This window comes from Streptomyces odontomachi (assembly GCF_024435355.1).
Lineage (GTDB): Bacteria > Actinomycetota > Actinomycetes > Streptomycetales > Streptomycetaceae > Streptomyces > Streptomyces odontomachi.
In genome coordinates this window covers 54,457-76,720 of sequence record NZ_JAMJWG010000018.1, presented here as the reverse complement: position 1 = coordinate 76,720, position 22,264 = coordinate 54,457, and the positions used below count along the sequence as shown (strand labels likewise).

The window sequence follows — 22,264 nt, the reverse complement described above, 5'->3', positions numbered from 1 at the left end:
CCGCCCGCGGTACCGCCGGCCGTGGCGTCCGCCGGGGCGCCGGCCGCTCCGGTCACGGTGTCCGCCGCGGCGTCCGCCCCGCCCGTCACGGCGCACGCCCGGGTGCCGGAACCGTGCCCGCCGGTCGTGTCCGCGTACGGCCTGCAAGCCGGCTCCGGGCAGGGCCCGGAGGGCGAACCGGGGTGTGGCTCGGGCAGCGGGCCCGACCACGGACCCCGGATCGCGTCCGAGCACCGACCACAGACCGCGTCCGCGTACCACCCGCGGGCCACGCCCGAGTCGTACGCGCAGGCCACGCCCGAGTCGTACGCGCAGGTGCCGCATGCGTGGCGCGGGCCGGGCTCGTCCGAGGGCGGTGCGGGGATCGCACCGGAAACGGACCGCGATGTGCCGCCATCCGGCCCGGCGCCGTCGGAGCCGCCGCACGCGCCGCAGCCGCTGCGCGGCCAGGTCCGCCGGGTCTCCGTGCGCGGTCAGGTGCTGGACGCCCTGCGCACCGCCCTGCTGGAGGGCGAACTGGTGCCCGGCAAGGTCTATTCGGCGCCGGTGCTGGGGGAGCGCTTCGGGGTGTCGGCGACACCGGTGCGCGAGGCCATGCAGCAGCTCGCCTGCGAGGGCGCCGTGGAAGTGGTGCCCAACCGCGGCTTTCGCGTGGTGTGCAGGGACGCCCGCGAGCTGGCGGAGCTTGCCGAGGTCAGGGCCTTGATAGAGGTGCCCGTGATGCTGCGTCTGGCGCACGCGGTGCCGGCCCAGCGCTGGGCCGAGTTCGGGGCGCTCGCCGAGGCCGCCACGGGGCCGGCGGGATGCGCGGACCGTGCGGGGTACGTGCTCGCCGACCGCGCCTTCCATCGGGCCCTGCTCGGCCTCGCGGGCAACCAGCAGCTCGTCCAGACCGCGGATGACCTGCACCGGCGCGCCCAGTGGCCCCGGGTGGCCGGGTCGGGTTCCTGCCGTCGGGCGAGTCTGCTGGCCCACGCGGCGGAGCATGCTCAGCTCCTGGACGCCCTGGCCGCACATGACCTGGCGCGCGTCGAGTCCCTGGTACGGGACCACTTCCGCACGGAGTGCTGAGGCGGCCGGCGCCCTCCGCCGGTGCGGGGGTGCCGGCCGTGGCCGGACCGCGTCAGGCCGCTGACGGCTCCAGCTGGGCGCCCAGCCAGGTCGGTACGCCGCCCAGCAGCCGGAACAGGCGGGCGGCCTCGGCGCGCAGGCGGCTCGCCTCCGGCTCGGACTCCGCGTCGGCGAGCGACGCCAGTGCGGGCGCCGTGCCGACGAGGTAGCCCAGCTCCTCGCGGATCCGCAGGGACTCCGCAAAGCCGTGCCGGGCCTCGGCGAGGTCACCGTCGCGCAGGGCGAGCCCGCCCAGCTGGCGCCAGATGAAGGACAGCAGCAGCGGGTCGTCCTGGGTGAGCGCAGCGGCCTGCGCCCTGTGGTACGCGGCGCGCGCCGCCTGGGCCGACCCGGCGAGGTTCTCGGAGATCAGCCCACGCCGGAAGTCCAGCAGCGCGCGCGCCGGCGCGTCCGGTGCGATGAGCGCTGCCGCGCGCCCCAGCGCGGCGCGTGCCTCGTCCGCCCGGTCCCGCACCTTCAACAGGGTGGCGGCGTACGCGAGATGCCCCCGCTCACACGCGGCCGCGCCCCGCTCCTCGTCGTTCTGTGCCAGCGCCTCCGCCGTGCGCAGTGCGTCCTCCGCCTCGGCCCAGCCCTGCTCGGTGTACAGGCAGCGCTCGGCGAGCAGGGCGGCGCGTTGCAACGCCGCCGCGGCGTCGGATGTCGCCAGAGGCTCTAGAAGGGCGGCTGCGTCCCCCCAACAGGCACGCGAACGCAACCGCCATACCGCGGTCTGGAGTGGATCGTTTGCTGTGGTCGTTCCGGTACCAGACATGGCGGTACGCGCCACGTTCCCTCCCCTAGCACACCTTTGTGATGTTGAGTCGTGGCCGCATCTCAGCACGGAAGGACAGGCCGGGCCAAGAGGGCGTGAGTGAATGATTTCACAAAGTCGCGGCCCGTGTGCGCACCCCTGGGCGTGCCGCGGAGCGGTTGTGGCGGAGTGTCAGGTCATCCGCAGGGCCAGGAAGAAGTCCAGCTTGTCCTCGAGACGGGAGAGATCACGCCCGGTCAGCTGCTCGATCCGGCCGATCCGGTAGCGCAACGTGTTCACGTGCAGGTGCAGCTGCGTGGCGCACCGCGTCCAGGAACCGTCGCTGTCGAGGAACGCCTCCAGCGTGGCGACCAGTTCCGCACGGTGCCGCCGGTCGTAGTCCCGCAACGGATCCAGCAGCCGCGCCGTGAAGGCGCGCCGCACGTCGTCCGGCACGAACGGCAGCAGCAGCACGTGGGAGGCCAGCTCGTCGTGGCCGGCGGCGGACACCTGACCGGGGCGTGCCGCGGCCACCCGGCGGGCGTGCCTGGCTTCCTCCAGGGCGCCGCGCAACCCCTCGGCCGACTGCACGACGGCGCTGCATCCGAGGGTGAGCCGGTCGCCGTCGCCGAGGCCGGCCGAGAGCGGCTCGCGCACCGCCGCCAGCAGCGCCTCCGCGGTCAGCCCCGCCCCGGCGCCGTCCTGCCCGACGGCCGGGGGCAGCGGCACCAGCGCGACGGCCTCGCCGGCTATGTGGGCGACGGCGAGCCGGTCGGAGGGTTCGGTGCCGGTGGCACGGGGGTCGACGAGGATCTCCTCCAGCAGGGCCTGGGTGGCCGCCCCCACCTCCACCAGCGTGCCGCGCACCGGCCCCTGCCCGGCGGTCCCACCGCCGAGGCCCCCGGCCGGTTCCGCGGCCGGCTGCGCGGCTGCGCCGTCCCGGTCGGCGGGCTCGGCGGCGGGGGCCCGCCGGGCCTCCTGCCGGTTTCGCTCGTCCCGCGGGTCCGGCCGGTTCCGTACGTCGTGCCCGTGCTGCCCGGCCTGCGCGAGCCACGGGTCCTGCGGGTCCTGCCCGTACGGCACGTCCCGTGGCTGCCGTCCGCCGGGCCGTCCGCGCGCATCCTGCCGCTGGTGGCCCTCGTGCCCGCCCGCGGCGTCCCCCCGGGGCTGCACCTCCAGCCGGGCCACCACCAGCTGCCAGTGCGGCGCGGTGCCGAGGCCCGGCAGCAGGACGGGCGCCGCCACCCGGAGGCGGGCCGCGATCTCCGCCGCCGCCGCGCCCGTGCGGGCCAGCTCCAGGATCTCCTGGGCGAGTCGGCGGCGCACCGTGCGGGCCGCGTTGCGCCGGTCGCGTTCCACCGCGATCAGCTGGGTGACGCCGCGCAGGAGGTCGAGACGTTCCGCCGGCCAGTCCCCGGCGTCCGCTTCGACGGCCAGCAGCCAGTCGGACAGCGCCGCCGCGCCGCCCGCACCGTCGGTGTCCGCCACCGCCTCCGTGGCCGGCCGCCCCGAACCGTCCACCGCGAACAGTGAATACGTCGGCTGCCCGGTGCGGCCGGTCGGCACCCGGTGCGGCTCCGGGCGGCCGGTGCGCACCGCCGCGCGATGGGCGGTGGCCAGCCGCACGGCCACGTCGGCGGGCAGCGCCAGGGGGGCGCCCGTGTCGCCCTCGGGGTGGCCGGGGCCCGTCTGGCTGTGCTCGGTCTGCCGGGGTCCCGCCACGAGTCGCCCGGTCGCCGAGAGCACCCAGGCCCGCAGGTCCAGGTCGGAGCCGAGCAGGTCGAGGATGGTGTCGAGCCCGTCGCCCGCCGGTCCTGACGTCATCAGGCGCCGGTGCCGGTCCACCACCGCCGCCAGGTCACCGGCCCGCTCGGCGGAGACCTGACGCACGATGTGCTCGGTGACGGTGGCGAAGGCGACCGACTCGTGGACCGCGAAGAGCGGCAGCCGATGCCGGGCGCAGGCCTGCACCAGGTCCTCGGGGATGTCGCCCAGTTCGGCCTCACCGGCTGCGAGTGCCGCCACGTCCGCGGCGGTCAGCAGCCGCACGAAGCGTTCGGAGTCGGCGGGCGCGCGCCGCCAGGCCAGGCCGGTGAGGACCAGCTCGCCGCCGGAGAGGTAGCGGCTCGGATCCCGTAGGTCCGTCGTCATCACCCCGCGGACCACTCGGTCCAGCTCCTCCTCGCCGCCGAGCAGCTTGAGGCCCAGCACATCGGTCTCCAGCAGGGCGCGCAGCCGCATGTCGTCGCCGATCCGTTGTGGGTGCGGCCGGGCGAGTACCGCCCCGCCATTCATACGAATCTACAAGACAGGCCATCTGGCCAGCCAACTCCTTCAGAGTTTCGGTGACTGACCGCGGCCTGCGCCCCGCGGTGTACTGGTCAGTGGAAGAAACAGCAGGAAGAGAAGAACCGGAAGACGCACCGGCAGAAGAAAAGACGCACCGACAGAAGAAGCAGCAGAAACGGCAGAAGGCGACCACCGCTCATGGACTTCCTGAGGCCCACCCGCTGGGCGGACGCGCTCGCCGCCAAGGCCGCACACCCGGCGGCCGTGCCCCTGGCAGGTGGCACGGACGTGATGGTCGAGATCAACTTCGACCACCGGCGGCCCACCCACCTCCTGGACCTCACCCGCATCGGCGAGCTGTTCACCTGGGACGCCGACCAGCGCACCATACGGCTCGGCGCCTGCGTCCCGTACGCCGACATCATCCGCAACCTCCGCGGCGAACTCCCCGGGCTCGCCCTGGCCTCCCACACCGTGGCGTCCCCGCAGATCCGCAACCGCGGCTGTGTCGGCGGCAACCTGGGCACCGCCTCGCCGGCCGGTGACGCCCACCCGGCCCTGCTGGCCGCGGGCGCCGAGGTCGAGGTGGAGTCGGTGCGCGGCGTGCGGCGCATCCCGATCGACGCCTTCTACACCGGCGTCAAGCGCAACGCCCTGGCCCCCGACGAGCTGATCAAGGCGGTGCACATCGAGAAGGCCGACGGGCCGCAGCAGTTCTCCAAGGTCGGCACGCGCAACGCCATGGTCATCGCGGTGTGCGCCTTCGGCATCGCCCTGCACCCCAGAACGCGCACCGTACGGACCGGCATCGGCTCCGCCGCCCCCACCCCGATCCGGGCGCAGGCGGCCGAGGACTTCCTCAACGCGGCGCTGAAGGACGGCGGCCTGTGGGACAGCGGCGGTGCCATCGACCCGTCACTCGTCCGCCGGTTCGCCGACCTGTGCGCCGCCGCCTGCAACCCCATCGACGATGTGCGCGGCACCGCGGACTACCGCAGGCACGCCGTCGGCGTCATGGCCCGCCGCACCCTGACCTGGACCTGGGAGGCGTACCGGGGCGCGCCCCCCGGGACCCGTGACGAAAGGGGGGCCGCGTGATGCGCGTGCGGTTCATGGTCAACGGCCGCCAGCAGCAGGCCGACGACGTGTGGGAGGGCGAGAGCCTGCTGTACGTGTTGCGTGAGCGGCTCGGTCTTGCCGGCTCCAAGAACGCCTGCGAGCAGGGCGAATGCGGCTCGTGCACGGTGCGCCTCGACGGTGTGCCGGTGTGCGCCTGCCTGGTCGCCGCGGGGCAGGTGGAGGGTCGCGAGGTACTGACGGTCGAAGGGCTCGCCGAGCACGCCCGGCAGCGCGACGCGCTCGACGCCGCTGCCCACGGCGACGAGACGGGGCCGGCGGGCGGCGCCGCGCCGGGCGACGATGCCGTGCCGCTCTCGCCCGTTCAGCAGGCGTTCCTGGACGCGGGCGCCGTGCAGTGCGGCTTCTGCACCCCGGGGTTGCTGGTCGCCGTCGACGAACTGCTGGAGCGCACCAGGGGGCACCACCCCCACGCTTCGGGCAGCGGGGGACCGTCCGACGAGGACATCCGCGAGGCGCTCTCGGGCAACCTGTGCCGGTGTACCGGCTACGAGAAGATCATGGACGCGGTCCGGCTCGCGGCCGCCCGGCAGGGGGAGGCGGTCTGACATGAGCACCCCGCGAACCGGCACTCCGCGCGCGCCGGAGCGCGCGCCCCTGACCTCCGAGGGCGGCATCGGTGCGTCCGCGCCGCGGCCCGACGGCACCCTGAAGGTGACCGGCGAGTTCGCGTACTCCTCCGACATGTGGCACGAGGACATGGTGTGGGGCCACATCCTGCGTGCACCCCTCGCCCATGCGGAGATCGTCTCCATCGACACCTCCGAGGCCCTGGCGCTGCCCGGCGTCTACGCCGTCATGACCTACGACGACCTGCCGACCGACGTGCGCCACTACGGCCTGGAGCTGAAGGACACCCCGGTCCTGGCGCACCGGAAGGTCCGGCACCACGGCGAACCGGTCGCGATGCTGGCCGCCGACCATCCGGAGACCGCGCGCCGGGCCGCCGCCAAGATCAGGGTCGACTACCGCGAACTGCCCCTCGTCACCGACGAGACCACCGCCCTCGCCCCGGACGCACCCGTGCTGCACCCGGGCCGGACGGACGCCCACATCGCCCACGCCCCGCACCCGAACGTCGTGCACCGCCAGCCCGTGGTGCGCGGCGACGTCGAAGCGGCGGCCCGGCGCGCGGACGTCGTCGTCACCGGCGAGTACACCTTCGGCATGCAGGACCAGGCCTTCCTCGGACCCGAGTCGGGGCTCGCGGTGCCCGGTGAGGACGGCGGCGTCGACCTGTACATCGCCACCCAGTGGCTGCACTCCGACCTCCAGCAGATCGCGCCGGTGCTCGGCCTGCCGCCGGAGAAGGTCCGCATGACGCTCTCCGGGGTGGGCGGCGCCTTCGGCGGCCGTGAGGATCTGTCGATGCAGATCCACGCCTGCCTGCTGGCGCTGCGCACCGGGAAACCCGTCAAGATCGTCTACAACCGTTTCGAGTCCTTCTTCGGCCATGTGCACCGCCACCCCGCCACGCTCCGCTTCGAGCACGGGGCCACCAGGGACGGCCGGATCACCCATATGCGGGCCCGGATCGTGCTGGACGGCGGCGCCTACGCATCCTCGTCCCCGGCCGTCGTCGGCAACGCGGCCTCGCTGTGCGCCGGGCCGTACGACATCGAGAACGTCGACATCGAAGCCCTCGCCCTCTACACCAACAACCCGCCGTGCGGCGCCATGCGCGGCTTCGGCGCCGTCCAGGCCTGCTTCGCCTACGAGGCGCAGATGGACCGTCTTGCCGCCGCGCTCGACCTGGACCCGGTCGCGTTCCGGCAGCTCAACGCCATGGAACAGGGCTCGATCATGCCGACCGGACAGCGGGTCGACGCGCCGGCGCCGGTCGCCGAGCTGCTGCGCCGCGTCAAGGCACGGCCGCTGCCTCCGGAGCGCCACTGGGAGACCACCGAGGGCGTCGACGTGCGCCAGCTGCCCGGGGGCCTGTCCAACACCACCCACGGCGAGGGTGTGGTCCGCGGCGTCGGCTACGCGGTCGGCATAAAGAACGTCGGCTACTCGGAGGGCTTCGACGACTACTCGACGGCCAGGGTGCGTCTGGAGGTCATCGGCGGCGAGCCGGTCGCGACGGTGCACACCGCCATGGCGGAGGTCGGCCAGGGCGGTGTCACCGTGCACGCCCAGATCGCCCGCACCGAGCTGGGCGTCAGCCGCGTGACCATCCACCCCGCCGACACCCGGGTCGGGTCCGCCGGCTCCACCTCCGCGTCCCGGCAGACCTACGTCACCGGCGGCGCCGTCCGGCACGCGTGCGAGCAGGTCCGTACCCGGGTCCTCGAGCGGGGCCGCCGCAGGTTCGGCAGCCACCACCCGGCCTGGGCCACCGCCGAGCTGCTGCTGGAGGACGGCAAGGTGGTCACCGACGGCGGCGAGGTGCTGGCCGACCTGGCGGACGTCATCGGCGACGAGGTCGTGGAGCTGGAACGCGAGTGGCGGCACCGCCCCACCGAGCCCTTCGACCCGACGACCGGTCAGGGCAACGGCCACGTCCAGTACTCCTTCGCCGCGCACCGTGCGGTCGTCGACGTGGACACCGAACTCGGCCTGGTGAAGGTCGTCGAACTGGCCTGCGCCCAGGACGTCGGCAGGGCCATGAACCCGCTCGCCGTCATCGGACAGATCCAGGGCGGCAGCGTCCAGGGGCTCGGGATCGCGGTCATGGAGGAGATCGTCGTCGACCCGGCCACCGCCCAGGTGCGCAACCCGTCCTTCACGGACTACCTGATCCCCACCATCCTGGACACCCCGAGCATCCCCGTCGACCTCCTCGAACTCGCCGACACCCATGCGCCGTACGGGTTGCGGGGCGCCGGCGAGGCGCCGACGCTGTCGTCCACCCCGGCGATCCTGGCGGCCGTCCGCGCCGCCACGGGCCTTGCGCTCACCCATGCACCGGTGCGCCCGGAGCACCTGACGCAGGCGGCTCGGCCGTAGCGCTGGTGCCGATGGGCGTCCTGGCGGGGGCCGGTGTGGAGCCCGCGCGTCCGCTCCACCACCGGGCCACGCGCGGCGCGTAACGTCGGAAGATCCGCTCCCGTAGCACCATGGGAGGGACCGTGACCCCAGGAGGCCGACATGCTGGACATCGCCGAGGAACTGCACCGGTGGGTCGCGCAGGGCCGGGAGTTCGCGGTGGCCACGGTGGTGTCCGTGGGCGGCAGCGCGCCGCGCCAGCCCGGTGCCGCGCTGGCCGTGGACGCCGACGGCACGGCGATCGGCTCGGTCTCGGGCGGCTGCGTGGAGGGCGCGGTCTACGACCTGTGCCGGCAGGCCCTCGACGACGGCCGAACCGTCCTGGAGCGTTACGGCCACAGTGACGAGGACGCCTTTGCCGTGGGGCTGACCTGCGGCGGCGTCATCGATGTGCTGGTCACCCCGGTGCGTGCGGGCGATGCGGTGCGCGGTGTGCTCGGCGCCGCGCTTGCCGACGCCGCGGCCGGGCACACGCTGGCGCTCGCGCGGGTCGTCGCCGGACCGGCCCCGCTGCTCGGCCGGCCCCTGTACCTGCGGTCGGACGGCTCGTACGAGGGCGGGTGCGGGGCGGGCGACGCGGTGGACCGCCGCGCCGCGGCACGGCTCCGGATGCTGCTCGACGCGGGCCGCACCGCAGCGGTGGAGGTACGTGGCACGGCGGGCGGTGCCACGCTCACTCTCTTCGTCGAGTCGACGGCGCCGCCGCCACGCATGATCGTCTTCGGGGCGGTCGACTTCGCCACGGCGTTGGTGCAGGTCGGCGCCTTCCTCGGGTATCGCGTGACGGTCTGCGACGCGCGGCCGGTCTTCGCGACGCACGCCCGCTTCCCGCACGCCGACGAGGTCGTGGTGGAGTGGCCGCACGAGTACCTGGAGCGCACCGACGTGGACGGCCGCACCGTGCTGTGCGTCCTGACCCATGACGCCAAGTTCGACGTGCCGCTGCTGCGCCGGGCACTCGGGATGCCCGTCGCCTACGTCGGCGCGATGGGCTCCCGCCGCACCCACGAGGACCGTCTGCGGCGGCTGCGCGAGGTGGGTGTCGGCGAGCCGGAGCTGGCCCGGCTGCGCTCGCCGATCGGCCTGGACCTGGGCGCCCGCACTCCCGAGGAGACGGCCCTGTCGATCGCCGCGGAGATCGTCGCGCACCGCCGCGGCGGCAGTGGCACGCCGCTCACCGGCGGGCGGGTGCCGATCCACCGCGATGCGCCGGGCCGGGACGCCTTCTGCCCGCTCTGATCTGCTTGTCCGCTCTGATGTGCCGCTCCGCTCTGATTGGCTGAGGCGCGCCGGACCACGCGCCGGACCGCGCGCCCGACTCTCCCTCCCGTCTCGCACACACGTTCTATCGGCTCTATCGTGAACTCATGGCCTCAAGTACCCCGCGTACCTTCCATGAACTGCACCACGACCGTGCACCGCTGCTCCTCCCCAACGCCTGGGACGTGTCCTCCGCACTGACCTTCCTTGCCGCGGGGTTCGAGGCGATCGGCACCACGAGCCTCGGCGTCGCCGCGTCCCGCGGCCGGCCGGACGCCGGGCGTGCCACGAGGGACGCGAACCTCGCGCTGGCCCGCGCCCTGTCCGGCCTGCCGTGCCACATCAGCGTCGACATCGAGGACGGCTACGACGACGATCCCGAGCGGGTCGCCGACTACGTGGCCGGCCTCGACGCGGCGGGCGTCAACATCGAGGACAGCACGGCCGAGCGGCTGGTCTCGCCCCAGGTGCACGCAGCGAAGGTGGCGGCCGTCAAGGAGCGCCGACCCGAGCTGTTCGTCAACGCCCGGGTCGACACGTACTGGCTCGGCCAGGACGCGGAGGTGGGGACGACGCTGGAGCGTGCCACACGGTACGTCGAGGCCGGTGCAGACGGGGTCTTCGTGCCCGGCGCGACGGATCCGGCCGTGCTGCGCGAGCTGACGGGCAACCTGCCGGTGCCGGTGAACGTGCTGGTGATCCCCGGTCGGTCACTCGCCGACCTGGGCGAACTCGGCGTGCGCCGGGTCAGCACCGGCTCCCTGCCCTACCGCGCCGCGCTGCACGCGGCGGCGGAGGTGGCCTCCGCGCTCCGCGTGGGCGACCGCGCACTACCCGCCGCGGTCGCCTACGCCGACCTCCAGGAGCAGCTCCTGAAAACCTCATATTCGTAGAAATGAGCGATTCCTATCCCGCCCCGGGGTGAATGGGTTCATCATGGGCCTGCGACCGGACGACTGTTCGGAATTTTCCTGCACCCGGGGAGGGGACATGAAAGAGACAGCGAGGCAGGCGGCGGGACATGCGAGACGCGTGACGGTGTTACGCGGGAGACCCGCGGCGGTGTCACGCGCGAGACGTGCGACGGTGTTGCGCGCGAGACGCGCGGCGGTGTTGCGCGCGAGACGCGCGGCGGTGTTGGCGGTGGCGGCGGGCTCGCTCGTCGCCACCGCTCTGACCGCCGCGGGCCCGGCGCGGGCGGACGGTGCCGGCCACGCCGGTGCGACGTGCGATCCGGCGATCCGGGTGCTGGACTCGCTGCCCGGCGACGGCACCAGCCGGGTCGACGACTTCGGGGCCGGTGCGCTCAGCGTCGGGGTGTCGCAGGCCCGGCCGGTCTACTGGACGGGCCGGCACCTCCACCGGATCCCGCTCCCATCCGGATACACGCAGGGGACCGTCGAGGCCGTCAACCGCTCCGGGCTGATGGTGGGAAGCCTCGGCAACGCCACTCCGGGCGTCTCGGTCGCCTTCAGCTACCGTGCCGGCGCGCCGGCCGTGCACCTGTTGCCCCGCGGCAGCCGGGCGACCGGGGTCAACGACCACGGCCACATCGTCGGCGAAGGCCGTGACGGCGACACGCTGCTGGGCCTGGAATGGAGTGGTGGTCGACTGCGCCGGCAGCTCGCGCTCGCCCCCGGATTCACCGTCACCGCGGTCACCGCCATCAACAACGCGGGCCTGGTCACCGGTTCCGTGTACGGCGTCGAGGACGACCTGTGGTTCGACGGCGGAGTGGTCTGGCCGGCCGATCCCACCGCGCCGCCGACCCTGCTCGGCCCGTACTACCCCGGCGACACCTACGACTACTGGACCCCCACGGCCATCGACGACACCGGCCGGATCGTGGGCACGGACTACTACTCGCGCGCGGACCTCACCACGCCCGTGACCTGGGCCTCCCCGGATGTGGCGAGCACCTACGTGGGCCTGCTCGGGGACCGCACCAGCGGCACCCTCGATGACATCAGCCCGACGACCGGCGTGGCGGTCGGCACCGCCCTGGACAGCTACGTCGTGGGCCCCTGGCCGCCCGACACGGCGCCCCCGGTCCAGGCCGAGATCTGGCCGGGCTCGGGCCCGATGCGCGCCCTGCCACGCCTGGCGCCCGACGGCGCCTCCTCCGCCTACGCCATCACCGACGACGACCGCGTGGGCGGTTCGGCGGCCGACGCCGCGGGCGCCACGCGCGCCGTCGTGTGGACCTGCGCGCTGGAGCAGTCGTACCTGCCCGGGGAGGACGGCTCCGGGACCGGGGAGGACGGATCCGGAACGGCGTAGTGCGGGTCGCGCACCACGACACACCCCGCTCGACGGTTCCCACCCGCCGGCCGGCGCAGGGTGCCCCGCCCGGCCGGCGGACGAGGACCGTTCCGGCGCACCTCACGCCTCCGCCAGCAGCCGATCGACCGCCCGCCCGAAGACCCGCCGGGCGACGGCACCCAGGGCGGGATCCAGGAACCGTGGCATGCCGCGCACCCGCAACTCCTCGCGCCACACCACTCGGGACCCGGCGGCTTGTGGCCGTACGTCGATCTCGGCCCAGCCCAGGACCGTCCGGCCGCGCTTGTCCAACCGGCACATCGCGGCCGTGCAGGGCCTGCCGTCCGTGCCGTCCCGCGGTGGGCGCCACCGGGTGACCTCCATCGGGTCGTCGACCCGGAGCCGCCCCAGCCGGGGCCCCGCGGGTCCCGACCGCGCCACGAACACCGTGCCCACGCCGGTGGGCGGCGGCGTGGTGACGATCACGCGCGTCCACGGCACCGCGTCGGCGTGCCGCTCCCATGTGGTGAGGCGGCGCCAGGTCTCCGCCACCGGGTGCGGTACGTCGCGCGCGATCTCGAAGGTCACCATCGGACGATGGTAGGGAGCGACCCTGAGGGCGCACGGTGTGCCACGCCCCGCCGAGGGCCCTGCCAGGTCGCCGGCGCCCGCCCGGGGCGCGCGGGCTCACGGCTTGTAGACCGTCCCGGGGACCGGCTTCGCGGGTGCTAACAACTGGGGCACCGTCACGAACACGTAGCCCCGCTTCTTGAGGGCGTCGATGATCGACGGCACGGCCGGCACCGTGCCGTCGTAGATGTCGTGCAGCAGGATGATGCCGTCCCGCCCGGCCTGGTCCAGCACCCGCCGGCGGATGAGCGAGGAGTCCTTCGTCAGGTAGTCCTTCGCGGTCACGCTCCACAGCACTTCGGAGATGCCCAGGTCGTGGCAGATGTCGTTGACCGTCTTGTTGGTGCGGCCCTGCGGTGGCCGCATCAGCGTCGGCTTGTGACCGGTGAGCCTCGCTATCGCCGCGCTGGGACGGTTCAGCTCCGCCCGTATCTCGTCGGGCTGGATCTCGGTGAGGATCCGGTGGTCCCAGGTGTGGCTGGCCACCTCGTGGCCCTCCGCGGCCATCCGCTCGACGAGCTTCGGATACCGCTCGATGTGCCGCTTGCCGAGCAGGAAGAACGTCGCGTGGACGTGCTTCTCCTTGAGGATGTCGAGGAGCCGCGCACTGTGCTCGCTCGGGCCGGCGTCGAAGGTGAGCGCGATGCACTTCGCCTTGCGGCAGTCGACGGCGCCGGCGGGCAGCGACGCCTCTTCGGCGTGCGCACGGGCGGAGCTCGGGCTGGTGGTGTCGTAGCGGGTGCAGCCGGTGACGGTCAGCGCGAGGGCCAGCGCGGCCGTGACGGCCACCCCTGCGCGCGGCACGACCGGCACGCCGCGGAACCGGTTCTTGATCCTGGTCAGCATGGATCCGGACTATACACTCGCTGTATACACCGCACGTATAGAGGCAGTGTATACATCACATGCATAGCGGGGCTCGGTAAGGATGCAAACGGAAGGATCGCTTTGGGCGGGCAGACATCACACGTCGGATGTGATGCCGGTTCCCCCCTCGCTCCGACCCTCCTGCTACCAGGTCAGAGGGGCAACGGCGGGGCCACGCGGCGGCCTGACGATCAGTTCGGCTGCCAAGTCGTAACACGCAGCGGTGTTCTCTTCTCGTTCACCTTGTTGGTATTTCTGGTTCAGAAACTGCGCCCAGCCCGGGGCGCCGTACGTTTCACCGGAAGGACACCGCAGTCTTGACCACCGACGTGAAGCAGGACGGCAGCGCCGCCCCGCCGGGCCCGGCGCTCGCCGGTGAGGCAGGACGCCAGGCCCGCGCCCGGCGCCGGCGGCGCGACTATCTGTTGTTCGCCGCCTTCGCCGCCCCGAACTTCTTCTTCCTGCTGGTCTTCGCCTACTGGCCGGTGATCTACAACGCCTATCTGAGCTTCACCGACTGGGACATGGTCTCCTCGTCCTGGAACATGGTCGGCCTGGAGAACTACTCCTCGCTGTTCACCGATCCGGACTTCCTCGGCAGCCTGTGGACCACGGTGCTGTTCGTGGTCGGCGTCGTCGCCGGTGGTCTGGTGTTCGGCCTGGCCACCGCGCTGCTGCTCAACCAGCGACTGCGCGGCCGGGATGTCGTCAGGACCCTGACCTTCGCCCCCTACGTGCTCTCCGGGGCCGCGGTCGGCACCCTCTGGCTGTTCCTCTTCGACCCCAACTTCGGACTGATACGCCCGCTGCTGGCCCCGCTCGGCCTGACCGCGCCGGCGATGATGACCGACTCGAAGTGGGCGCTGTTCGGCCTGGTCATGGTCTACCTCTGGAAGAACACCGGCTTCGTCGCCGTGGTCTACCTGGCCGGCCTCCAGGGCCTGCCCAGGGACGTGTTCGAGGCCGCGGCGCTGGACGGCGCCGGCCCCTGGACCCGGCTGCGCAGGATCGTGCTGCCGCTGCTGTCGCCGGTCACCTTCTTCCTGCTGGTCACCTGCACCATCAGCACCTTCCAGGCATTCGACGTGATCGCCGTGATGACCGGCGGCGGGCCCGGTACCTCCACCTCGATCCTCAGCTGGTTCATCTACGACCAGGGCTTCCGCACCTTCGACGCGGGCCGGGCCTCGGCCGCCGCGATGGTCATGTTCGTGGTGCTGCTGCTGATCACCGGATTCCAGGCGCGCTTCCTCGAGCGAAAGGTGCACTACCAGTGACCGCCGTCGACTCCACGCCGGACGTCCGGCCGGCCCCCGCCGTCACCCCGGTGCGGCCCCGCACCGGCGCCCAACGCGCCCAGCGCTTCGGGCTGTACGCGCTGCTGGTCATCGTCGCCCTCATCGCCGGCGGTCCGCTGTACTGGCTGATCTCCTCAGCCCTCAAGACCAACCCGGAGATCTACGGGTATCCGCCGCACTGGATCCCCATCCACCTGCGCTGGTCCAACTTCTCCGACGCCTGGACCGCCGCACCCTTCGGCCGGTTCTTCCTCAACTCCCTCATCGTGTCGGTGGTCGGCACCGCGATCGAGCTGTGCGCCGCGCTGCTGTGCGCGTACGCCTTCGTGTTCCTGCCGTTCCCCGGCAAGCGGGTGCTCTTCATGTTCCTGCTCGGCGCGATGATGGTGCCCGGACACGTCACCCTGCTGCCGAACTTCCTGACGATCGCCCAACTCGGCTGGGTCAACAGCTACCAGGGCCTGATCGCACCCGGCCTCGGCTCGGTGTTCGGCACCTTCCTGCTGCGCCAGTACATGCTGACGCTGCCCAGCGAGATCACCGACGCCGCGAAGATCGACGGCGCGGGCCATCTGCGCACCCTGTTCCGGGTGGTGCTGCCGATGTCGCGGCCGATGGTCATCACCGTCGCCCTGGTCGTCATGGTCGGCAAGTGGAACGACTTCATCTGGCCGCTGATCATCACCAGCAGCTCCGACATGCGCACCCTCCCCATCGGGCTGCTCTTCCTCAAGAACACGGAGACCTTCGCCAACTGGGGAGCGATCCTGGCCGGTGCCGTCATGGTGATCGTGCCCGTCCTCGTCGTCTTCTTCTTCGCCCAGCGCTACATCATCGCCGGGCTGACCCAGGGAGCCGGAAAATGACGCGTCCTTCGCTGCGGGAGCAGGCGGCCTCTGCCCTCGGCAGGCGGCGGCTGCTCGGCGCGGGCGCGGGTCTTGGCCTCGCCGCGGCCCTGAGCGCCTGCGGCCAGACGTCGGGAACCGTCGCCCAGCCGGGCGGTTCGGTGCCGGACAAGTACCGCGGCCGGACCAGGGTCGTGATGTGGTCCACCTTCGCCGACCCGGTGGGCCCGGCCCTCCAGAAGCTCGTCGACGCCTTCAACGCCGAGCAGCGCGACGTCTACGTGGAGGTGCAGTTCCAGGGCAGCTACGACGAGTGCGCCCAGAAGGCCGTCATCAGCCTGCTCGGCGCGCAGGCGCCGGACCTGTGCGTGCTGTCCGACGTGAAGTGGTTCAAGTTCTACTTCGGTGACGCCCTGGAGCCCTGGGACGACTACTTCAAGCCGGGCGAACTGACTCGGACGTATCACCCGAAACTGCTCAGTGAGGGCGTTCTCAAGGGCCACACCTGGTGGCTGCCACTGGCCCGTTCCACGCCGCTCTTCTACTACAACAAGACCCTCTTCAAGAAGGCCGGCGTCCCGGTGCGCGCCCCGGAGAGCTACGACGAGCTGTACGACTGGTCACACCACATCACCAAGCAGCAGGTGGGTGGCAACAAGGTGGCCCTGGAGTCGTACCAGAAGATCGACGGGGACTGGCAGTTCCAGTGCAGCGCCTGGCAGTGGGGCGGCGCGTACTCCAAGGGCCTGGAGGTCACCATCGACCAGGGCGGCGCCGTCGAGGCGGGGGAGTGGCAGCGCAAGCTGATCTTCAAGGACAAGATCGCCCACATGGCGGACGACCCGGCCACCGAGCTGGGCAACCAGCTGACCGCCACCCTCGTCACCTCCACCGGCGGCATGCAGAAGATCAGCGGTCTGGCCCAGGCGAACGGCTGGGAGCTGGGCACCGGCTTCCTGCCGAAGAAGAAGAAGTTCGCGGTCAACACGGGCGGCGGCGGGCTCGGCATGTTCAAGCGGGTGCCGAGGGAGCGCAAGGAGGCCGCGGCCGAGTTCGTGCGCTTCCTGGCCCGCCCCGAGAACTCGGCGCAGTGGGCCGTCGAGACCGGCTACATGCCCGTCGTGCCCAGCGCGGTCAAGGAGCCCGTCCTCGCCAAGCTGATGAAGTCCAATCCGAACTACACCACGGCCGTCCGGCAGCTGGAGCTGACCCGCAAGGGTGACCAGGTCCGCATGATGATTCCCAACGCCAATGTCGATATCTATATCGCGCTGCAACGCATATGGTCGGGAAACACCCCCGCACAGGATGCCTTCTCTGCGGTGGCCGACCAGCTGCGAAAAGGGGTCGACCGTTACGGCCCCATGATCAAGGAGCATTTGTGAACCACCCCGTGCGTCGACCCCTGGTGTACGCACACCGCGGAGCCAGGGCCGACGAACCGGAGAACACGTTGCGTTCCTACCGCCGGGCCCTCGCCCAGGGCGCCGACGGTATCGAGCTCGACATCCGGGTCACCAGCGACGGCCACCTGGTGGTGATCCACGACAAGACCGTGGACCGCACGACGGATGGCACCGGCCCGGTCGCCGAGTTCACCCTCGCCGAGCTCCAGGCCCTGGACGCGGGGGAGGGAGAGCGCATTCCCACCTTCGACGAGGCCATGGCGGTCTGCGGCGACGTCGTCCAGATCGAGATCAAGGCCCTGGAGTCGGTGCAGGTGCTCGCCGAGCGTGAGCGGCACACTCCGCTGCCCGAGCCGGTGATGCTGACCTCCTTCAACCGCACCGCGGTGGAGGAGGCGGCGCGGCTGCTGCCGCACATTCCGCGCGGCCTGATCACGCACCACCCGGGACCCGACATGATCAAGGACGCCCTCGATCTGAAGGCCACCTGGGTCTGCCCCGAGCTGAAGCCCGAGCTCACCCGGGAGCTGGTGGACGCCTGCCACGAGGCCGGCATCCAGGTGGACGCCTGGCCCACCAAGGAACGCGACCACCTGCTCCGCTGGATCGAGATCGGCGCCGACGCGGTGACCACGGACTTCCCGGGCCGTATCGCCGAGTGGCTGACCCCGGACGCCGCCGTCTCACCAGAGGCCTGAGAGCCGGCGGCCGCGTACGTGTGCCCGGTCCCCTCCCCGCGCGGAGGGGGCCGGGCACACGTCGTGCGCGGGGCGCGCATCGCGCGCGGTGCCGGGTGACCGAGGTCACCGCGCGCCGATCAGGACGGCCGCCCGCCGAACTGCCACCGGTGGACCTCGACGTCCGCGTACCGGTCCGACGCCAGGACGGCGCGTGCCGTCTCCGGGTCCGGCGCCCGGACCAGTGCCGCCGTACCCAGCCACGCGCTTGCGTCGTCGGACAGCAGAGGGCCGTAGGCGATCAGCTCGTCCCGGTCGGGTGGCGCCTCGTCCCGGTCGGATGGCGCGGTGACGTCGGCGTCGGCGGCCTCACCCGAGCCCAGGCCGAGCACCAGGAACCGGTGGCCACCGGTCCGGCCCCCGGGGAACTCCCACATCGTGCGCCCCAGCAGGTTGCGCCACCGCCGCACCAGGACGTCCCGGTACACGCCCGCCTGGTAGCCCGGTTCGTCGAACGCGAACGCGCGGGCGGCAGCCGGGCCGGCCAGGTCGACGATGTGCACGCTGCCGGTGGGCTCGCCGTCGGTGCCCGAGAGCGTCGGCCCCCGGGCGATCAGCTCCGACGCGTAGCGATCCATGTAGGACCAGTGCTGTTCGGTCAGCGCCGTGCGGAGCGCGAGCGAGCCGGGCCGGTCGCGGTGGTAGCAGAAGAACTCCATGCCCGGCAGTCTTTCGTCGTCCCGGTCCCCGGTACAGCGGATATCGGTGGACGGAGCCGTCGGGCGACCGGCGCCCTGCGAGCCGCGGACCGGCGCGTTTCTGGTCGCGTGGCCCTATCCCTCGGGCACGTACGCCTGGCCCAGCGCGCACGTCCACACCACGGGTCGCACGTCGCCCGACGGGTTCACCGCGTCTCCGCCGACCGACCCGTTGTCGGAGGCGGCATACGCATGGGACGCGCCGTCGGCGGTCAGCCGGGGCAGTGCGAGGGCGGGGCCGCTGCCGGGCCAGACCTCCGCCTGGTCCGCGGGGCTCGTGGCGTCCCGCATGAGCGCGGTTCCCGCGGCGAGGTGCGTGCTGGGGCTGATCGCGGTGAAGTCCCCCGAGTTGAAGCCCGGCAGGCTCGCCACCTCGCCGGGGCCGCCGTATTCCGGCGGGTCCCAGTACACCGCCCTGTCCTCGATGCTGCTCTGGAGGGCACCGACGACCCGCCCGTGGTCGTCGAGCGCCGGGCGCCCCCAGCCCTGGAGGCTTCCGACCTCCGGCCCCAGGACCCTGGCGGGATCGCTGATGGACTCCCACAGGAGCACGACCTCCTGGTAGTCCTCCATCCCGTTGTTCCAGATCGTGCCGTTCGCGACGACCGAACCCCCCGCGTCGATCGCCGTGACGTCCGCGATCGACAGGCCGTCGGCGACCGGGAGGGGGGCCAGGAGCTGCCCGTCCTGCCAGACGGCGCCGCGGCCCGCGCCGTCGACCGTGCCCACGATCCGTCCGCTGTCGTCGACGTCGTCGGCCCAGCCGTCCGCCCCGCCCGTCGGCAGCAGGGTGGCGGCCGGCGCCCCCTCCTGGTAGCTGAACGGTGTGCGGTTCGACGGGCCCGTGCCGGCGGTGAACCAGCCGACCATCAGCCCGTCGCCGTTGACCGCGGCGACCCGACCGCCGTCGAAACCGTCCGGCACCGGGACCTGGTGCACCCGGGTCCCCTCCCAGTACACCGGCTGCTGTCCGGAGACACCCACCGCGAGGCCGCCGGCGTTGATGTCCGCAACGGTTCCGGTGCGATCGGACGCCTTCAGGGTGCCCAACACCATGACACTCGCCGTCCCGCAGCCGTCGTCCGCTGCCACGGCCGTTGCGACACCGGCCGTCGGCGTCAGCAAAGCCACCGGTAACAGCGCGGCCAGCGCGGCCCATCTCGTGCGTCTCACGTCATCTCCCCCTCCGCTGGCTGATGACCGTCCGATTGTCCCGTGTGACTGATGACCGTCCGATTGTCCCGTGCCGGACCGATGCTGACAGGGGTGAGGACCGGACAACGGCAGGTCCGGCCGAGCGGCGAAGTTCCGGTGGGGACAGATCCGGTTATGGCAGATTTGATGAGGACAGACCCGGTTGTGACAGACCCGGTCGTGACGGAAGTGAGGTCCAGGCATGCTGACGGCCACCGCCACCGCGGTCGACGAGCCGCTCACGCTGACCGAGCGCGAGGTGCCCGAGCCGGGTCAGAACGAGGTCCTGGTCAAGATCACCGCATGTGGAATCTGCTACACGGACCTGGACCTGCTCCAGGGGCACTGGCCCATCGCCCGCTTCCCGGTCGTCCCCGGACACGAGATCACCGGCGTGGTGGCCGCCACCGGGCCGGGCGTGTCCTGGCCGGAGGTCGGCACGGCCGTGGGCGCCCAGTTCCTCGGTGACTCCTGCCGGCACTGCGACTACTGCGTGCGCGGCGAGCAGATCCTCTGCCCGAACAAGCGCATCACGGGCATCGTCATGGACGGCGGTTACGCGGAGTACGCCGTGCTCAAGGCCGACTTCGTGACCCCGCTGCCGGAGGGGCTCGACCCGGTGGCCGCTGCGCCGTTGATGTGCGCGGGCCTGACCGCCTTCAACAGCCTGCGGCAGGCCGGGATCACCCCGACCTCGCGCGTCGCGGTCATCGGCTCCGGCGGCGTCGGCGCGCTGGCGATCCGTTACGCCGTCGCCATGGGGGCACGCGTGGCCGCCGTCGGAAGGTCGCACCGGGGCGAGGCGGCGGCGCGGGAGATGGGCGCCGAGCTGTTCGTCGCCACCCAGGACGCCGACCCGGCCGAGGCCCTGAAGGCCTGGGACGGCGGCGCGAGCCTGATCCTCAACGCCTCGCCGTCCACCAAGGCCGCCTCGGCGACGCTCACCGGCCTGGCGCCCGACGGCATGCTCGTGCTGTGCGGGTACGGCCCCGAACCGTTGGAACTGCCCACTCAGCCGATGGTCCTCAACCGGCTGCACGCCATGCTCAACCCGTCCGGCTCCCCGCACGACGCACGCGACACCCTCGCGTTCTCGGCGGCGCACGGGATCCTGCCCGAGGTCGCCCCGGTCGGCCTGCGCGACGCCAACTCGGTGCTCGACGCCATGGCCAAGGGGCAGGCCGGCAAGCGGTCGGTCATCACGTTCGACTGAGCGGGGTCGACGGACGGATCACGTTCGACTGAGCGGGGTCGGTGGGCGGATCACGTTCGACTGGGCGGGCGGCGGACCACGGACGGCCGCGGGGGCGGCGACGCCCCTCAGCGCACGCGCGGCCGTGCCGCCGGATGGTCGGGCCAGGCGACCGCGTAGGCCGGATCCCCTCCGCTGCCGGCACGGACGAAGCGGAGCAGCTCGCGAACGATGCCCGCGTTGCCCATCGCCCAGCCCGGCTCCGGTTCGAGCGTGCTCGGCGTGTTCCGGTGTTCGACGTTCGACCAGCGGGCGCCGTCCGCGTCCACCGTCGCCCGGGAGGCGAGGTCGGCGACGAGGACACGGGCGAAGTCGAGCCCGTCGCCGTTCTCGACGTGCCGGTCACAGGCCAGGGCCAGGACCCCCGCCGTCCCGCAGCACCGGCCGCTGTTGTCCCAGAAGCCGGGCCGGAGCCGCTGCGGCAGGCCGCAGTGGGTGACGGTGTGCCAGCACCGGTCGGTCAGCGTCGACCACGCGCCGTCGCCGACGACATCGCGGAGCAGCCGGAAGACCTGCGCGTCACCGGCCGGGCCGTGGCACCAGCCGTAGCTGTACCGTGCGATGCGCTCGTGCTGGACCTGGGGTTCGGAGTAGGGGACGAGGAAGCCGGTCGGGCCGGCTTCGTCGCGGGCCGCGACGTCCTTGGCGCCGGCCACGGCGAGCTCGACCAGGTCGGCCCGCCCGGTTGCCGCGCCCACCGCGGCCAGCGCGCACACGACGCCGAGCGTGCCGTGCGAGATGTGGTGCAGCCGGGCGGCCCGCCCGGCACGCGTCTCCCAGGTGACCCCGTTGGCGGTCGGCTCCGTCGTGTGCAGGTACGGCGTCACCGCCAGCAGGGCCAACTCGGTGTCGCCGGCGGCCAGCGCACCGAGCGCGATGCCGGCGTTGCCGCCGATCAGCTCGAACTGCTCGCCCCAGCGCATCCCGTCGAACCGGGCGCGCACCCGCTCGCAGGCGCCCTCCGCGGCGCGCCCCGCAGCCGCGTCGCCCAGCACCTCGTGGACGGCACGCAGGGCGACGGCCATCCCGGCCAGCCCGAGGTAGAGGGAGTCGAACTCCCAGGTCCCGACCGCGGCCGCGATGCTCCGGGCGGCGCGCAGGGCAGCGTCGCCGTACCGGTCGTCACGGAAGTGCCGTTGCGCCTCGATCAGCGCCAGCACGACGCCCGAAGTTCCGCTGTAGAGCGAGGGGTTGAGCTCGTCGTCGCTCGGGCGGGTCGTCCAGGCGAGCGCGCCGTCCTCGGTCTCCCGCGCCGTGCTGAGGAGCCAGTCGAGGGCTGCCGATGTCAGGTCTTCCGCGTCCACCGGTTGCGTCGTCACCACGCGGCCAAGCGTGCCATGCCGTCTCTCGAGATGTTGTTCCTTATCCCGGGCGGCGCCACCCGCGGTCATGGCGCACCGGCGCGCCGGTTCCGTGCAGGCGCGGACCGGCCCACGGTGAGGGCATGGACGGGACCACGTGCTCCTCGCGGTCCGGGCCGGCGCCCGCCCACCTGTCACCGCGACGCCAGAGCCGCCACCGACCTGGCCAAGCACCG

The 22,264-nt window shown here is 72.7% G+C and carries 19 protein-coding genes; 12 read left to right on the top strand and 7 right to left on the bottom strand.

Annotation, left to right across the window (positions count from 1 at the left end):
* The first annotated feature begins 315 nt into the window (after positions 1 to 315).
* On the top strand, positions 316 to 1,071 hold the full coding sequence (locus tag NQO67_RS31035; protein ID WP_374119206.1) for a GntR family transcriptional regulator: 756 nt from the start codon (positions 316 to 318) through the stop codon (positions 1,069 to 1,071).
* A 52-nt stretch (positions 1,072 to 1,123) separates the two neighbouring features.
* Here NQO67_RS31035 and NQO67_RS31030 read toward each other — a convergent pair whose 3' ends face one another.
* Together NQO67_RS31030 and NQO67_RS31025 are read right to left on the bottom strand one after the other, a co-directional pair.
* Positions 1,124 to 1,900 (bottom strand): hypothetical protein, encoded by a 777-nt coding sequence (locus NQO67_RS31030; RefSeq protein ID WP_255953661.1) that lies wholly within the window; start codon positions 1,898 to 1,900, stop codon positions 1,124 to 1,126.
* Between the two features lie 156 nt (positions 1,901 to 2,056).
* Positions 2,057 to 4,105 carry a PucR family transcriptional regulator gene (locus NQO67_RS31025; protein ID WP_255953767.1) on the bottom strand — a complete coding sequence of 683 codons (2,049 nt, stop codon included), beginning with the start codon at positions 4,103 to 4,105 and terminating at the stop codon, positions 2,057 to 2,059.
* Positions 4,106 to 4,351: 246 nt separating this feature from the next.
* On the opposite strand from NQO67_RS31025, the gene NQO67_RS31020 reads away from it, so the two are divergent.
* From NQO67_RS31020 to NQO67_RS30995, 6 genes are all read left to right on the top strand, one after another.
* A complete protein-coding gene (locus NQO67_RS31020) occupies positions 4,352 to 5,251 on the top strand; it encodes an FAD binding domain-containing protein (protein ID WP_255953660.1) in 900 nt (299 codons plus the stop codon).
* Positions 5,251 to 5,838, top strand: a complete 588-nt coding sequence (locus NQO67_RS31015) for a (2Fe-2S)-binding protein (RefSeq protein ID WP_255953659.1) — start codon at positions 5,251 to 5,253, stop codon at positions 5,836 to 5,838. The genes NQO67_RS31020 and NQO67_RS31015 overlap by 1 nt, the downstream gene beginning before the upstream one ends.
* Position 5,839: 1 nt before the next feature.
* Positions 5,840 to 8,239 (top strand): xanthine dehydrogenase family protein molybdopterin-binding subunit, encoded by a 2,400-nt coding sequence (locus NQO67_RS31010; protein ID WP_255953658.1) that lies wholly within the window; start codon positions 5,840 to 5,842, stop codon positions 8,237 to 8,239.
* A 141-nt stretch (positions 8,240 to 8,380) separates the two neighbouring features.
* Positions 8,381 to 9,517: an XdhC family protein gene (locus tag NQO67_RS31005; protein WP_255953657.1), complete on the top strand. Its 1,137-nt coding sequence runs from the start codon at positions 8,381 to 8,383 to the stop codon at positions 9,515 to 9,517.
* 128 nt (positions 9,518 to 9,645) lie between these two features.
* Positions 9,646 to 10,431, top strand: a complete 786-nt coding sequence (locus tag NQO67_RS31000; protein WP_255953656.1) for an isocitrate lyase/PEP mutase family protein — start codon at positions 9,646 to 9,648, stop codon at positions 10,429 to 10,431.
* A 217-nt stretch (positions 10,432 to 10,648) separates the two neighbouring features.
* Entirely contained in the window at positions 10,649 to 11,818 is a 1,170-nt protein-coding gene (locus NQO67_RS30995; protein ID WP_255953655.1) for a hypothetical protein, read from the top strand.
* A 102-nt stretch (positions 11,819 to 11,920) separates the two neighbouring features.
* On the opposite strand, the gene NQO67_RS30990 is transcribed toward NQO67_RS30995, so the two are convergent.
* Both NQO67_RS30990 and NQO67_RS30985 read right to left on the bottom strand, forming a co-directional pair.
* Complete coding sequence (locus tag NQO67_RS30990; protein WP_255953654.1) at positions 11,921 to 12,391, bottom strand: SRPBCC family protein; 471 nt, start codon at positions 12,389 to 12,391, stop codon at positions 11,921 to 11,923.
* A gap of 96 nt (positions 12,392 to 12,487) precedes the next feature.
* Complete coding sequence (locus tag NQO67_RS30985; RefSeq protein ID WP_255953653.1) at positions 12,488 to 13,276, bottom strand: polysaccharide deacetylase family protein; 789 nt, start codon at positions 13,274 to 13,276, stop codon at positions 12,488 to 12,490.
* A gap of 338 nt (positions 13,277 to 13,614) precedes the next feature.
* Between NQO67_RS30985 and NQO67_RS30980 the strand changes: the two genes are divergently transcribed.
* From NQO67_RS30980 to NQO67_RS30965, 4 genes are read left to right on the top strand one after another with little or no spacing between them, the layout of a single operon-like run.
* Entirely contained in the window at positions 13,615 to 14,574 is a 960-nt protein-coding gene (locus NQO67_RS30980) for a carbohydrate ABC transporter permease (protein WP_255953652.1), read from the top strand.
* The gene (locus NQO67_RS44400) at positions 14,571 to 15,461 is read left to right on the top strand and encodes a carbohydrate ABC transporter permease (protein WP_255953651.1); all 891 of its coding nucleotides are present in this window, start codon (positions 14,571 to 14,573) and stop codon (positions 15,459 to 15,461) included. The genes NQO67_RS30980 and NQO67_RS44400 overlap by 4 nt, the downstream gene beginning before the upstream one ends.
* Positions 15,458 to 16,825: an ABC transporter substrate-binding protein gene (locus NQO67_RS30970; protein WP_255953650.1), complete on the top strand. Its 1,368-nt coding sequence runs from the start codon at positions 15,458 to 15,460 to the stop codon at positions 16,823 to 16,825. The genes NQO67_RS44400 and NQO67_RS30970 overlap by 4 nt, the downstream gene beginning before the upstream one ends.
* Positions 16,822 to 17,544 (top strand): glycerophosphodiester phosphodiesterase, encoded by a 723-nt coding sequence (locus NQO67_RS30965; RefSeq protein WP_255953649.1) that lies wholly within the window; start codon positions 16,822 to 16,824, stop codon positions 17,542 to 17,544. The genes NQO67_RS30970 and NQO67_RS30965 overlap by 4 nt, the downstream gene beginning before the upstream one ends.
* 119 nt (positions 17,545 to 17,663) lie before the next feature.
* Here NQO67_RS30965 and NQO67_RS30960 read toward each other — a convergent pair whose 3' ends face one another.
* Complete coding sequence (locus NQO67_RS30960; RefSeq protein WP_255953648.1) at positions 17,664 to 18,242, bottom strand: YciI family protein; 579 nt, start codon at positions 18,240 to 18,242, stop codon at positions 17,664 to 17,666.
* A gap of 114 nt (positions 18,243 to 18,356) precedes the next feature.
* Positions 18,357 to 19,454, bottom strand: a complete 1,098-nt coding sequence (locus tag NQO67_RS30955) for a hypothetical protein (protein ID WP_255953647.1) — start codon at positions 19,452 to 19,454, stop codon at positions 18,357 to 18,359.
* 223 nt (positions 19,455 to 19,677) lie between these two features.
* Between NQO67_RS30955 and NQO67_RS30950 the strand changes: the two genes are divergently transcribed.
* Entirely contained in the window at positions 19,678 to 20,688 is a 1,011-nt protein-coding gene (locus NQO67_RS30950; protein WP_255953646.1) for an alcohol dehydrogenase catalytic domain-containing protein, read from the top strand.
* Positions 20,689 to 20,795: 107 nt separating this feature from the next.
* Here the strand turns inward: NQO67_RS30950 and NQO67_RS30945 are convergent, their stop codons facing one another.
* Positions 20,796 to 22,049 carry a lanthionine synthetase LanC family protein gene (locus tag NQO67_RS30945; protein ID WP_255953645.1) on the bottom strand — a complete coding sequence of 418 codons (1,254 nt, stop codon included), beginning with the start codon at positions 22,047 to 22,049 and terminating at the stop codon, positions 20,796 to 20,798.
* Between the last annotated feature and the right edge of the window lie 215 nt (positions 22,050 to 22,264).